The 13,583-nt window shown below is 48.2% G+C and carries 15 protein-coding genes; 12 read left to right on the forward strand and 3 right to left on the reverse strand.

Translation table 11 applies throughout. The features are described from left to right. The first annotated feature begins 348 nt into the window (after positions 1-348). From ACTHSX_RS05010 to nqrM, 12 genes are all read left to right on the forward strand, one after another. Positions 349-831, forward strand: coding sequence for an Lrp/AsnC family transcriptional regulator (locus ACTHSX_RS05010; RefSeq protein ID WP_003684427.1), 483 nt, complete (start codon positions 349-351; stop codon positions 829-831). Between the two features lie 117 nt (positions 832-948). Then, positions 949-1,545 (forward strand): DUF1415 domain-containing protein, encoded by a 597-nt coding sequence (locus tag ACTHSX_RS05015; protein ID WP_440376971.1) that lies wholly within the window; start codon positions 949-951, stop codon positions 1,543-1,545. Positions 1,546-1,559: 14 nt separating this feature from the next. Further along, positions 1,560-1,919 (forward strand): YbaN family protein, encoded by a 360-nt coding sequence (locus ACTHSX_RS05020; RefSeq protein ID WP_254347004.1) that lies wholly within the window; start codon positions 1,560-1,562, stop codon positions 1,917-1,919. 441 nt (positions 1,920-2,360) lie between these two features. Continuing rightward, positions 2,361-3,779, forward strand: a complete 1,419-nt coding sequence (locus ACTHSX_RS05025) for a sodium:proton antiporter (RefSeq protein ID WP_440376970.1) — start codon at positions 2,361-2,363, stop codon at positions 3,777-3,779. Between the two features lie 337 nt (positions 3,780-4,116). After that, positions 4,117-5,460, forward strand: a complete 1,344-nt coding sequence (locus ACTHSX_RS05030) for a Na(+)-translocating NADH-quinone reductase subunit A (RefSeq protein ID WP_070615826.1) — start codon at positions 4,117-4,119, stop codon at positions 5,458-5,460. Between the two features lie 2 nt (positions 5,461-5,462). Then, positions 5,463-6,695: an NADH:ubiquinone reductase (Na(+)-transporting) subunit B gene (locus ACTHSX_RS05035; RefSeq protein ID WP_440376969.1), complete on the forward strand. Its 1,233-nt coding sequence runs from the start codon at positions 5,463-5,465 to the stop codon at positions 6,693-6,695. Further along, positions 6,688-7,464: a Na(+)-translocating NADH-quinone reductase subunit C gene (locus ACTHSX_RS05040; protein WP_070615830.1), complete on the forward strand. Its 777-nt coding sequence runs from the start codon at positions 6,688-6,690 to the stop codon at positions 7,462-7,464. The genes ACTHSX_RS05035 and ACTHSX_RS05040 overlap by 8 nt, the downstream gene beginning before the upstream one ends. Beyond that, a complete protein-coding gene (locus tag ACTHSX_RS05045) occupies positions 7,464-8,090 on the forward strand; it encodes an NADH:ubiquinone reductase (Na(+)-transporting) subunit D (protein WP_049329022.1) in 627 nt (208 codons plus the stop codon). Before ACTHSX_RS05040 ends, ACTHSX_RS05045 begins: the two co-directional genes overlap by 1 nt. 3 nt (positions 8,091-8,093) lie before the next feature. Next, the gene (nqrE, locus tag ACTHSX_RS05050) at positions 8,094-8,687 is read left to right on the forward strand and encodes an NADH:ubiquinone reductase (Na(+)-transporting) subunit E (RefSeq protein ID WP_003684365.1); all 594 of its coding nucleotides are present in this window, start codon (positions 8,094-8,096) and stop codon (positions 8,685-8,687) included. Between the two features lie 13 nt (positions 8,688-8,700). Beyond that, a complete protein-coding gene (gene nqrF / locus ACTHSX_RS05055) occupies positions 8,701-9,918 on the forward strand; it encodes an NADH:ubiquinone reductase (Na(+)-transporting) subunit F (RefSeq protein ID WP_004519569.1) in 1,218 nt (405 codons plus the stop codon). Positions 9,919-10,050: 132 nt separating this feature from the next. Continuing rightward, entirely contained in the window at positions 10,051-11,118 is a 1,068-nt protein-coding gene (locus tag ACTHSX_RS05060) for an FAD:protein FMN transferase (protein WP_440376968.1), read from the forward strand. A 17-nt stretch (positions 11,119-11,135) separates the two neighbouring features. Beyond that, a complete protein-coding gene (gene nqrM, locus ACTHSX_RS05065) occupies positions 11,136-11,357 on the forward strand; it encodes a (Na+)-NQR maturation NqrM (protein ID WP_440376967.1) in 222 nt (73 codons plus the stop codon). A 227-nt stretch (positions 11,358-11,584) separates the two neighbouring features. Here nqrM and rpmG read toward each other — a convergent pair whose 3' ends face one another. The 3 genes from rpmG to brnQ form a co-directional block, all read right to left on the reverse strand. Continuing rightward, entirely contained in the window at positions 11,585-11,740 is a 156-nt protein-coding gene (rpmG, locus tag ACTHSX_RS05070) for a 50S ribosomal protein L33 (protein WP_003684373.1), read from the reverse strand. Between the two features lie 30 nt (positions 11,741-11,770). Next, entirely contained in the window at positions 11,771-12,004 is a 234-nt protein-coding gene (gene rpmB, locus ACTHSX_RS05075) for a 50S ribosomal protein L28 (protein ID WP_002216391.1), read from the reverse strand. Positions 12,005-12,254: 250 nt separating this feature from the next. Beyond that, the gene (brnQ, locus tag ACTHSX_RS05080; protein WP_440376966.1) at positions 12,255-13,583 is read right to left on the reverse strand and encodes a branched-chain amino acid transport system II carrier protein; all 1,329 of its coding nucleotides are present in this window, start codon (positions 13,581-13,583) and stop codon (positions 12,255-12,257) included.

Consider the following 13,583-nt stretch of genomic DNA (forward strand, 5'->3'; position numbering starts at 1 on the left):
AAAAAAAAGCCAAATACAAACGCGGAAAATGAATCAAAGCAAAAGAACAAAACTCTCCAAAACAAGGTCATTAAGAGCCTGAATGATCACATTACGAAAATAAATGCCGTCTGAAATCATTTTCAGACGGCCTCTTTATATCCAATTCTAATATGACATAAAGCTTTGGCCTTGATTAGTTTCAGACGGCCTTCATCTTTTCACCACTACATAAAACAAATTCGCAACACTCCTTATAAGACAATTTGTCGCACATCTGAACTCAATATATAATTTAACCATACAAGTCTTTATTTTTAAGCATTTTTCATTTCCAAAACATACATTGCCTACATTGGGAGAACCATCATGCCTCATCTGAACTTGGACAAAACGGATTTAAAGATTCTGCAGGTTTTGCAGGAAAATGGGCGGTTGAGCAATGTTGAACTTTCTGAAAAAGTGGCGCTCTCCCCTTCTCCTTGCCTGCGCCGTCTCAAACAGCTTGAAGATGCGGGCATTATTCAAAAATACGCGGCCCAGCTTTCTCCCGTATCTTTGGGCTTGGGCTTGCAGGCTTTTATCCGTGTATCGATTAGCAAGGCAAAAGATGCGCGCGAGGATTTTTCCGAATCTGTCCGCGCTTGGCCGGAAGTATTGAGCTGCTTTGCTTTAACGGGTGAAACCGACTATCTGCTCCATGCCTTTTTTACCGATATGAACGCGTTTTCCCATTTTGTTTTGGATACGCTGCTTTCGCACCACGGCGTGCAAGATGCGCAATCGAGTTTTGTGTTGAAAGAAATTAAAAACACGACCGCTCTGCCTTTGGTTCATTTGGTTCAGGATTGATAACTTGAAACTGATAAAGGCCGTCTGTTGTTCAGACGGCCTTTTAAATTCCAATGGTTTGCTTTCACGTCCATACACTTGTATACTTTTTAAGAATAATTCACATAAGCTTTTACTATGACTGACGTCGCCCATCTCGATATCGATACTGTTTCAGAACATACCAAACAATGGCTGGAAAAAGCCGTTATCGGGCTGAATCTCTGCCCGTTTGCCAAAGCGCCGCACGTTAAAAACCTGGTTCGCATCGTTGTCAGCGAAGCCCGTCATTTGGACGGTTTCCTTGAGGACTTGGATCGTGAATTGCAGCTTCTGGGCAATACACCCGCTTCAGAATTGGAAACCACTTTACTGGTTCATCCGACGCTATTCCCTGATTTTGAAACCTTCAACCAAGTGCTGGAAATTGCCGACGATGCCGTTGTAGAAAACGAATTGGAAGGCATTGTCCAAATTGCACCGTTCCATCCCGATTTCCAATTTGAAGGCACGGAAGCCGACGACATCAGCAACTACACCAACCGCTCGCCTTACCCAACCTTGCATCTGATTCGTGAAGACAGTATTGCCAAAGCCGCTGAAGCATTTCCTGATGCCTCGGCAATTTTTGACCGCAATATCGCGCTGCTGGAAAAAATGGGGCATGAGGGCTGGGATAAATTAGACATTCCGCGTTGCCCATTTCCACATCACAAGCCGTCTGAAAACAAATAATTGGTGATGGGAAGATGGTTCGCTATTTATTGATTTTTTGCGGCGCAGTGTCGCTTGTCTTGGGCATTATCGGCATTTTCCTGCCATTACTGCCGACTACGCCTTTCATTTTATTGACCGCCGCCTGCTGGGCAAAAGCTTCGCCGCGCTTTCACAATTGGCTCTATCATCACCGCCATTTCGGCCCGATCATACAAAACTGGGAAAACAACGGCGCCGTGCCGCGCAAGGCAAAGTTCTTCGCTATCGGCATGATGGCCCTTTCTTGCCTGTTTATGTTTTGGCGGTTTCCGGAACGCTGGTGGATCGGTGTCATATCATCAGTCTGTTGCAGCTGCGTAGCTGTGTGGATGTGGTTACGGCCGGAAGCATAAAATAAAACAGGTGGGCATTTTCGCTTACCTGTTTTTTATTTTCATACCCAATTTATCCATTAAAACAATCAGTAAGAACCAAAACACCCTATTCATCCTCATTTTTCAGACGGCCTCCATTTATTCAATCAAATGTAAATTTTAGCTAAAATTAATTCAAAGCATTTTTTCGATAGCATTCTTTTCAAGATTTCAAACTCCTGTTTCAAAATCATTTTTTTACTACTTCCCACTACTCCCATCGCTTTTATTTCTTTATTTTTATCAACATTTCTTTTGATTCCAATATTCTAAACCATCCCTTAACACTTGCTTTGCGTTATACTTTCCCCTGACACAACCGCGCAGTTCGTCTGGATATTTTCAGACGGCCTGAATATTTCACCGCCGTGCTCTCTCAACGAAGTTCCTCACGGCGCAACAGAATAAAAAGGAAATACCATGCGCTATCTCTCATTTTCACTGCTTCTTGCCGCCCTTCCTGCTGCGGCATCCGATTTTGACGGCTCATCCGCAAGCCTGCTTTGGGGTCTGCCGTTTGCACTGATTCTCTTGTCTATTGCACTCGGGCCTCTGTTTTTCTCCCATACTTGGCACCATCACTTCGGCAAAATTACAGCGTTTTGGACACTGCTGTTTTTAACGCCGTTTATCGTAACCTTTGGTTTCGGAGCCGGCGTACATACCGTTGCCCATGCTTTGGTTGAAGAATATATCCCTTTTATCCTGTTGCTTTTGGCGCTCTATACCATTTCAGGCGGTATTTTTGTCAGCGGCGATTTGCACGGCTCGCCCAAATTGAACACAACCCTGTTGGCAGTCGGCACGGCTTTGTCTTCCATCATGGGGACAACAGGCGCGGCGATGTTGATGATTCGTCCGCTTTTGAAAGCCAACCATAAACGCCACTACCGCGTTCACATCGTGATTTTCTTCATTTTCTTGGTGGCGAATATCGGCGGCGGTCTCACTCCTTTAGGCGATCCTCCGCTGTTCTTAGGATTCCTGAAAGGCGTAGATTTCATGTGGACGGTCAAACACATGCTGATGCCTGTATTGATTAGTTCTGTGGTTTTACTGACCGTTTTCTACATCATCGACAGCCGACACTTCAACCGTGAACAAAGCGAACACCTGGCTCCTACTCCTTCCGATAAAGAAGACAAAGTCAAAATCTACGGCAAATGGAATTTTCTGTTACTGGCCGGTGTAGTCGGCGCGGTTTTGCTGTCCGGTTTGTGGAAACCAAATCATCCGGGCTTTGAAATCTTGGGCAGCCATTATGCCTTGCAAAACCTGATGCGCGATGGCATTTTGCTGGCTTTGACCGCCGTATCTTGGATTATTACGCCCAAACAGGTACGCGCAGGCAATGAGTTCAACTTCGAGCCGATTGCCGAAGTGGGCAAACTGTTTTTGGGTATTTTCATTACCATTTCACCTGTTTTGGCAATTTTGAAAGCCGGCGAAACAGGCGCATTGGCTTCCGTTGTTTCTTTGGTTCACGACGCGGCAGGCAATCCGATTAATGTGATGTATTTCTGGATGAGTGGCATTTTGTCGGCATTCTTGGATAACGCGCCGACTTATTTGGTGTTCTTCAATATGGCCGGTGGCGATGCCCAAGCCTTGATGACAGGCCACCTGTTCCATTCGCTGCTGGCAATATCCATGGGCTCTGTATTTATGGGTGCGCTCACTTATATCGGTAATGCGCCGAACTTCATGGTCAAATCCATTGCCGAACAACGCGGCGTACCGATGCCTTCCTTCTTCGGCTACATGGTATGGTCGGTGATTGTATTGGTACCGCTGTTTGCCCTGCATACGATGATTTTCTTCGTTTGGCAGCTCTTTTAAACTTAGAGGCCGTCTGAATTTCAGACGGCCTTTTATTTTCAGCTACACCATCAAATATAGCGTTTAAATATCAATCAGTTAAAAATTATTCCTCTTAACACTCGATTACACATTCCTACTTTTTTCCCACTTTCCCCGTAAAAATAAGCGTAAAACTGACATAAAGCAGCCTATACCTGATAAAATCTAAAGATCTGTTGTTTGCGTTTATTCGTTGTTTTTATAGCAAACCTCTGCTTTTTTCAGACGGCCCATCCTTTGTTTCAAAGCATTACATGCCGTCTGAAAAAACAATCCGACATCCGAATCTCAACCCACCAAAAAGTAACGCATCCTTATGATTAAGATAAAAAAAGGCTTAGACCTGCCTATCGCGGGCAGACCGGAGCAAGTCATTTATGACGGCCCGGCCATTACCGAAGTCGCGTTGCTTGGCGAAGAATATGTCGGCATGCGCCCCTCGATGAAAATCAAGGAAGGCGAAGCCGTCAAAAAAGGCCAAGTGCTGTTTGAAGACAAAAAGAATCCGGGCGTAGTATTTACTGCTCCGGCTTCAGGCAAAATCGCCGCGATTCACCGTGGCGAAAAGCGCGTACTTCAGTCAGTCGTGATTGCCGTTGAAGGCAACGACGAAATCGAGTTCGAACGCTACGCACCTGAAGCGCTGGCAAAATTGAGCAGCGAAGAAGTGCGCCGCAATCTGATCCAATCCGGTTTATGGACTGCGCTGCGCACCCGTCCGTTCAGCAAAATCCCTGCCGTCGATGCCGAGCCGTTCGCCATCTTCGTCAATGCGATGGACACCAATCCGCTGGCTGCCGATCCTACGGTCATCATCAAAGAAGCCGCCGAAGACTTCAAACGCGGCCTGCTGGTATTGAGCCGCCTGACCGAACGTAAAATCCATGTATGTAAAGCAGCCGGCGCAGACGTGCCGTCTGAAAACGCTGCCAACATCGAAACACATGAATTTGGCGGTCCGCATCCTGCCGGTTTGAGTGGCACGCACATTCATTTCATCGAGCCAGTCGGTGCGAACAAAACTGTTTGGACCATCAATTATCAAGATGTGATTGCCATTGGCCGTTTGTTTGCAACAGGCCGTCTGAACACCGAGCGCGTAATTGCCTTGGGCGGTTCTCAAGTCAACAAACCACGCCTCTTGCGTACCGTTTTGGGTGCGAAAGTATCGCAAATTACTGCGGGCGAATTGGTTGACGCAGACAACCGCGTGATTTCCGGCTCAGTATTGAACGGCGCGATTGCACAAGGCGCGCACGATTACCTCGGCCGCTACCACAATCAGATTTCCGTTATCGAAGAAGGCCGCAGCAAAGAGCTGTTCGGCTGGGTTGCGCCACAACCGGACAAATACTCCATCACGCGCACAACCCTCGGTCATTTCCTGAAAAACAAACTCTTCAAGTTCAACACAGCCGTCAACGGCGGCGACCGCGCCATGGTACCGATCGGCACTTACGAGCGCGTAATGCCCTTGGATATCCTGCCTACCCTGCTCTTGCGCGATTTAATCGTCGGCGATACCGACAGCGCTCAGGCACTGGGTTGCTTGGAATTGGACGAAGAAGACCTCGCTTTGTGCAGCTTCGTCTGCCCGGGCAAATACGAATACGGCCCGCTGTTGCGCAAGGTGCTGGAAACCATTGAGAAGGAAGGCTGATTATGGGCTTGAAACATTTTCTTGAAAAAATCGAACCGCACTTCCTGCCGGGTGGCAAACATGAAAAATGGTATGCCCTCTACGAAGCTGCGGCGACGATTTTCTATACATCAGGCGCGGTAACGCGCAAAGCGGCCCACGTCCGCGATGCGCTCGACTCCAAGCGTATGATGATTTTGGTGTGGCTGGCTTTGTTCCCTGCCATGTTCTACGGTATGTACAACGTCGGCGTACAGGCATTTGGTGCGTTAACGCCTGATTTGTTGCAACAAAATATCGCCAACGACTGGCATTACGCCCTTGCCAACGCTTTGGGCATCAATATGTCGTCTGAAGCGGGCGTATTGAGCAAAATGCTGTTCGGCGCGATTTTCTTCCTGCCGATTTACGCGACTGTATTTGTTGTGGGCGGCTTCTGGGAAGTCTTGTTCGCCACTGTACGCAAACACGAAATCAACGAAGGTTTCTTCGTGACTTCGATTCTGTTTGCTTTGATCGTTCCCCCTACCCTGCCTTTGTGGCAAGCGGCTTTGGGTATTTCTTTCGGCGTTGTGGTTGCGAAAGAAGTATTCGGCGGTACGGGTAAAAACTTCATGAACCCTGCTCTTGCAGGCCGTGCGTTCCTGTTCTTCGCCTACCCTGCCAACATTACCGGTGACACCGTTTGGACTGCGGTTGACGGCTATTCCGGTGCCACTGCTTTGGCTCAATGGGCTGCACACGGTTCGGAAGGTCTGAAAAACGCCGTTACCAATCAATCCATTACTTGGATGGATGCGTTTATCGGTAACGTGCCCGGCTCAATCGGCGAAGTATCCACTTTGGCGCTCTTAATCGGCGGCGCGTTTATCGTGTTTGCCCGCATTGCCTCTTGGCGCATTATTGCCGGCGTGATGATCGGCATGATTGCCATGTCTTCGCTGTTTAACTTCATCGGTTCGGACACCAACGCCATGTTCTCCATGCCTTGGTACTGGCACTTGGTAGTCGGAGGCTTCGCCATCGGTATGCTGTTTATGGCGACCGACCCCGTTTCCGCTTCCTTTACCAATGTCGGCAAATGGTGGTACGGCGCGCTTATCGGTGTAATGTGCGTATTGATCCGCGTGGTCAACCCTGCTTACCCCGAAGGCATGATGTTGGCGATTCTGTTTGCCAACCTGTTTGCCCCGATTTTCGACTATTTCGTCGCACAAGCGAACATCAAACGCAGAAAGGCGCGCAGCAATGGCTAAGAAATTCGATAAAGACAGCTTCAGCGGCACGCTGATTGTGGTATTGGTTGTCAGCCTGATTTGTTCCATCATCGTTGCTGGTGCGGTCGTTGGCTTGAAACCCATCCAAGAAAAACAAAAACTCCAAGATAAACAAGGCTATATCTTGAGCGTAGCCGGTTTGATGGATAAAAACACCGACATCAGCAAAACCTTTGCCGAGCGTATCGAGCAACGTGTCGTGGACTTAGCAACCGGCGAATACGTCGCCGATGCGCCTAAAGACTTCAGCGCACGCGTTGCCGGCAAAGACCCTGCCCAAAGCATCCAAATCAAACCTGAAGACGATTTGGCAGGCATCAAAAGCCGTGCCAAATACACTGAGGTTTACTTGGTAAAAGGCGAAGACGGCAAAGTCAGCCAAATCATCCTGCCTATGCACGGCAACGGTTTGTGGTCTGTCATGTACGGTTTTGTCGCCATTCAACCTGACGGCAACACCATCAACGGCATTACCTACTACGACCAAGGTGAAACCCCGGGTTTGGGCGGCGAAATCGGCAACCCTCTGTGGCAAAAAAAATTCGTCGGCAAAAAACTGTTTGACGAACAAGGCAAATTTGCCCTGCATGTCGGCAAAGGAGCAAGCTCAGACAAAGAACACGGCGTAGATGCCCTCTCCGGCGCATCGCTGACGTCTAAAGGTGTGCAAGGTTCGTTCGACTACTGGTTCGGCGAAAACGGCTATATCCCCTACCTGAACAAATTGAAATCAGCAGGAGCACAATAATGGCTGACATGAAACGCTTGAAACATTTGATGTTTTCACCCTTTATCGACAACAACCCGATTGCCTTGCAGGTTTTGGGTATTTGTTCGGCTTTGGCGGTTACCACCAAACTTCAGACGGCCATCGTAATGGGTATTTCCGTAGCTTTGGTAACCGGTTTTTCCAGCTTCTTCATTTCTTTGGTACGCAACTACATCCCCAACAGCATCCGTATTATCGTGCAAATGGCGATTGTTGCTTCCTTGGTAACGCTGGTTGACCAACTGCTCCAAGCCTTTGCTTATGAGCTGTCCAAACAGCTCTCCGTATTCGTCGGCCTGATTATTACCAACTGTATCGTAATGGGCCGTGCCGAAGCATTCGCAATGAAAGAGCCGCCGCTGGAAAGCTTGGTTGACGGTATCGGCAACGGCGCAGGTTACGGCATGATGTTGATCATCATCGCAACCATCCGCGAACTGATCGGCTCTGGCAAGCTCTTTGGCTACACCATTTTCCAAACCGTACAAGATGGCGGCTGGTATCAAACCAACGGCTTGTTCCTGCTCGCCCCCAGCGCGTTCTTCATCATCGGCTTCTTGGTATGGGGGCTGCGCACTTGGAAACCTGAACAGGCGGAGAAATAACACATGGAACATTACTTAAGCCTCTTTGTAAAATCCGTCTTTCTGGAAAACATGGCACTTTCCTTCTTCTTGGGGATGTGTACATTTTTGGCGGTATCTAAAAAAGTATCCACTGCGTTCGGTTTGGGCGTGGCTGTAACTTTCGTACTCGGCCTGTCCGTCCCTGCCAACCAACTGGTTTACTCGCTGTTGAAAGACGGCGCGCTGGTTGAAGGCGTGGACCTGACCTTCCTGAAATTCATCACCTTCATCGGCGTGATTGCCGCTTTGGTGCAGATTTTGGAAATGTTCTTGGACAAATTCGTCCCTGCCCTTTACAACGCATTGGGTATCTACCTGCCTCTGATTACCGTAAACTGCGCGATTTTCGGTGCCGTATCGTTTATGGCGCAACGCGAATACAACTTCGGTGAGTCCGTTGTATACGGTTTCGGTGCAGGTTTGGGCTGGCTTTTGGCTATTGTCGCTTTGGCGGGCATTACTGAAAAAATGAAATATTCGGATGTCCCTAAAGGCCTCAAAGGCTTGGGTATTACCTTTATTGCCGCTGGCCTGATGGCAATGGCGTTTATGTCGTTCTCCGGCATCCAGTTATAAGAAAGGAATCGGCATGGAGATTATTTTAGGTATCGTGATGTTTACCCTCATCGTCTTGGTTTTGGCACTGATGATTCTGTTTGCCAAATCCAAGTTGGTGAGCGAAGGCGACATCACCATCAAAGTCAATAACGAAAAAGAGCTGACGATGCCTGCCGGCGGCAAACTGCTGGGTGCGCTTGCCAGCCAAGGCATCTTCGTTCCTTCCGCCTGCGGTGGCGGCGGCTCATGCGGCCAGTGCCGCGTTGTCGTGAAAAGCGGTGGCGGCGACATTCTGCCAACCGAATTGTCCCACATCAGCAAACGCGAAGCGCGCGAAGGCTGCCGTCTGTCTTGTCAGGTCAACGTTAAAACCGATATGGACATCGAAGTACCGGAAGAAGTGTTCGGTGTGAAAAAATGGGAATGTACTGTCATCTCCAATGACAACAAAGCAACGTTCATTAAAGAACTCAAGCTTGCCATTCCCGAAGGCGAAGAAGTTCCCTTCCGCGCCGGTGGCTACATTCAAATCGAAGCCCCGCCGCACACCGTTGCCTACAAAGACTTCGACATTCCTAAGGAATACCACGAAGACTGGGACAAATACAATCTGTGGCAATATGTTTCCAAAGTGGATGAGCCGATTTTGCGTGCCTACTCTATGGCTTCATACCCTGAAGAAAAAGGCATCATTATGCTGAACGTGCGTATCGCCACGCCACCTCCGCGCGTACCTGATGCGCCTCCGGGACAAATGTCTTCTTACATCTGGTCGCTTAAACCCGGTGATAAAGTAACCATCTCCGGTCCGTTCGGCGAATTCTTTGCAAAAGATACCGATGCCGAAATGGTATTTATCGGCGGCGGTGCGGGTATGGCTCCGATGCGTTCTCACATTTTCGACCAACTGAAACGTTTGAACTCCAAACGTAAGATTACCTTCTGGTATGGTGCACGTTCTAAACGCGAGATGTTCTATGTCGAAGACTTCGACCAACTCGCAGCAGAATTCCCGAACTTCACATGGCACGTCGCCCTGTCCGACCCATTGCCTGAAGACAACTGGGACGGTTACACAGGCTTCATTCACAACGTGGTTTACGAAAACCACCTGAAAAACCATGAAGCACCGGAAGACTGCGAATTCTACATGTGCGGCCCTCCGATCATGAACCAGTCCGTGATCAAAATGCTCAAAGACTTGGGCGTGGAAGACGAAAACATCCTCTTGGACGATTTCGGCGGCTAACAAACAAAAAGGAAGAAACTTCGGTTTCTTCCTTTTTTATTGCCAGGCCGTCTGAAAACCATACTTTCAGACGGCCTGAACCTTTCTTTTACGATACAATAAAGGCTTCAAAAAATAATCCGCAAATCCCTTATGCCGTTTCTTTCCAATTCGTTTTACCGTCCGATAATCGTTTGTACCGTTGCCATCGTTTCCGCACTCACACTCTCTGCCTGCCAACCTGAAAAACAACAAACCATTACCCTGCAAGGCGAGACCATGGGCACGACCTATACCGTCAAATATCTTTCAGACGGCCAAGACAAACTCCCCTCCCCTGCCGAAATACAAAAACGCATTGATGACGCGCTTAAAGAAGTCAATCGGCAAATGTCTACCTACCAGACCGATTCCGAAATCAGCCAATTCAACCAGCTGCGCACCGTCAATCAGGCAATGCCCATTTCCCAAGACTTTGCCTATGTAACCGGCGAAGCCTTGCGTTTAAGCAAACTGACGCACGGCGCACTGGACGTAACCGTCGGCCCTTTGGTCAACCTTTGGGGATTCGGCCCGCAAAAAGAAATCACACACGAACCGACTGCGCAAGAAATCCAACATGCTTCAGAAATGGTCGGTACGGACAAACTCAAACTTTCCCAAGACGGCCAGCAGCCTACACTAGCGAAAACCCATCCCGAAGTCTATTTAGACCTATCCTCCATCGCCAAAGGCTTTGGCGTGGATAAAACCGCTGCCGAACTTGAAAAACTCAATATCGGCAATTATTTGGTAGAAATCGGGGGCGAGTTGCATGGCAAAGGCCATAATGCGCAAGGCAACCCTTGGCGTATCGGCATCGAGCAGCCCAATATCATTCAAGGCGGAGCAACCCAAATCACCATTCCATTGGACAATAAATCACTGGCTACGTCCGGCGACTACCGCATTTTCCATGTTGATAAGTCAGGCCGCCGCCTTTCCCATATCATCAACCCTAAAACCAAACAACCCATCAGCCACAACCTTGCTTCCATCAGCGTAGTAGCTGAAAACGCCACACTTGCAGACGGCCTTTCAACCGGCTTATTCGTCCTCGGAGAAACCGAAGCACTTAAACTTGCCGAGCAAGAAAATCTCGCCGTTTTCCTTATCATCCGAACTCCGCAAGGCGGCTACCATACTGAAATGTCCAGCGCATTCAAAAAATTATTAAACTAACCTTCAGGAATACACACATGAAAACCCTCCTCCTTACTTTCGGTATCTTTATCCTTGTCATCCTCGGCATGGCAGTCGGCTATATTTTCTCCAAACGCACCATCAAAGGCAGCTGCGGCGGCATTTCCTCTCTCGGTATGAAGAAAATGTGCGATTGCGATACGCCATGCGATACCTTGCAAAAAGAGCTGGGTAAAAAACAACATTCCGACAACCAAGGCATCAAGGTCGATCATTAAGTCATTGTTGAATGTTTACTCATGATTTAAGGCTGCTTATCTCCTATCAGGCCGTCTGAAAAATAAAAGAGCGCAATCCCAATGGATACACGCTCTTTTATTTTGCCTCTTATTAAAGCAATTCAAAAATATCTTGCATACACATTTGAAACAAGCCTCCAAACCAATCGGGAAATAAAAAAGAAAAGCTCCTGCAAAACAGGAGCTTTTTCTTGGAAGAAACCGGATTATTTCAATTTAGTTTCTTTGTAAATAACGTGTTTACGGGCTACTGGGTCAAATTTTTTGATTTCCAGTTTGCCAGGCATAGTACGTTTGTTTTTAGTAGTTGTGTAGAAGTGACCAGTACCAGCGCTGGACTCCAGTTTGATTTTATCGCGCATTGCAGTAATCCTTAATTAATGGTGTTTAAATTAAGCTTCGCCGCGAGCACGCAAATCAGCCAATACGACATCAATGCCTACTTTATCGATGGTGCGCAATGCAGCGTTAGAAACGCGCAGGCGAACCCAGCGGTTTTCACTTTCTACCCAGAAACGACGTGATTGCAAGTTAGGCAAAAAACGACGTTTGGTTTTGTTGTTGGCGTGTGATACGTTATTGCCAGACATCGGGCGCTTACCGGTCACTTTGCAAACTCGTGCCATGGTTAGTCTCCAAACTTCTAAAATAGTAAAACGCGATTTATACCACGAAATCCGCCTTCAGTTCAAGTCGTTTGCTGAAAAAACGGGATTTGTGGAAATAAATCTTCTCAATATGTTGCATCTGCGAAACGGTATTTCGCAAAGCCTTAACTTTTCAATTATAACGGATTTCTTTAAAAAAATCATCTGTCGTTTGCGTGGCCGGCGAAATAAACAGGCCGTCTGAACATTTCAGACGGCCTGTTTGTTATCATGCCTTTTTCTTCAATGCCGCATTCAAAATGCAGCCGAGTATAAAGCAGGCTAAAGAGGGAACAACCCATCCTAAACCGATATTGTAAAACGGCAATGCGCGCTCGATGGCAGCCGCGGTTTCGGCATCAAATCCAAACGCGGCCTTATAGGCATCGAGTAAGCCAACCATAAGAGCCGCCATCATGGTACAGAAATAGACAATACGGCCGCCGCCAAACAATTTATCTGTCAAAGCCAGCAGAATAATAACGATGGTCAGCGGATACAACAGCATCAACATAGGGATAGAAAACTGCAAAATCGCTGACAGGCCTTTGTTGGCCAACAGGATAGACACCACCGTATTCAGTATCACAAAGATTTTATAAGAAATACCCGGGCAAAGACGGTTGAAATATTCGGCGCATGAAGTAATCAAGCCAACCGCCGTACTCAGACAGGCAAGCAACACCATGACGCCAAGCAACACAATACCGGCCGTACCGAAATAGTGCTGTGCGGTTTTAGATAAAACCGACGCTCCGTTTTCCTGCAAGCCGATACCTGCCACACCTGTCGCGCCCATATAGCCGATAAACAGGTAAACCACTGCCAAACAAGAAGCCGCCAACACACCGGAAATCGTCGTGGTCTTCAGCAAGTCCGCGCGGTTGTCCACGCCCATGGCGCGAACAGCATCAATGACGATAATGGCAAACACCAGCGAAGCCAGCGCGTCCATGGTGCCGTAGCCTTCCAAAATGCCTTTAACCAACGGATAAGTGGCAAAATCGCCTTGCGCCGCCTGCGGCACACCCATCGGATTAATGGCGGCATAGCCGACCAATATCGCAATTGACAACAACAAAACAGGCGTGAGGATTTTACCGATACGGTCAACCAGCTTACCTGGAGAAACCGACAGCCAATAAGTAATACCGAAAAACACCAAGCTGAATACGGCCAATGCGATGTTTTTCCAAGATTCGTCAATGAAAGGGGAAATCGCAGTTTCAAAAGACACAGTCGCCGTACGCGGCATGGCAAACAAAGGGCCGATTGCCAGATAGAGCGCAGTGGCAAAAGTCACGCCGTACCAAGGCGCAACACGGGAGGCTAATGCTTCCACATCGCGCGAGCCGGAATAGCCGACGGCAATCACACCCAGCAATGGCAAACCCGCCCCTGTCAGCAAAAAGCCAAACATCGCCGAAAGCCAGTTTTCACCGGCCTGTTGTCCCAAAAAAGCAGGAAAAATCAGGTTCCCCGCCCCAAAAAACAGGGCAAACAACATTAAGCCCACTGCCCATAAAGAAGCTTTGGTATGGCTTGTCGTCGAATCCAT

The sequence above is a fragment of the Neisseria sp. P0014.S002 genome (genome assembly GCF_051958295.1).
GTDB classification, from domain to species: Bacteria; Pseudomonadota; Gammaproteobacteria; order Burkholderiales; family Neisseriaceae; genus Neisseria; species Neisseria flavescens_B.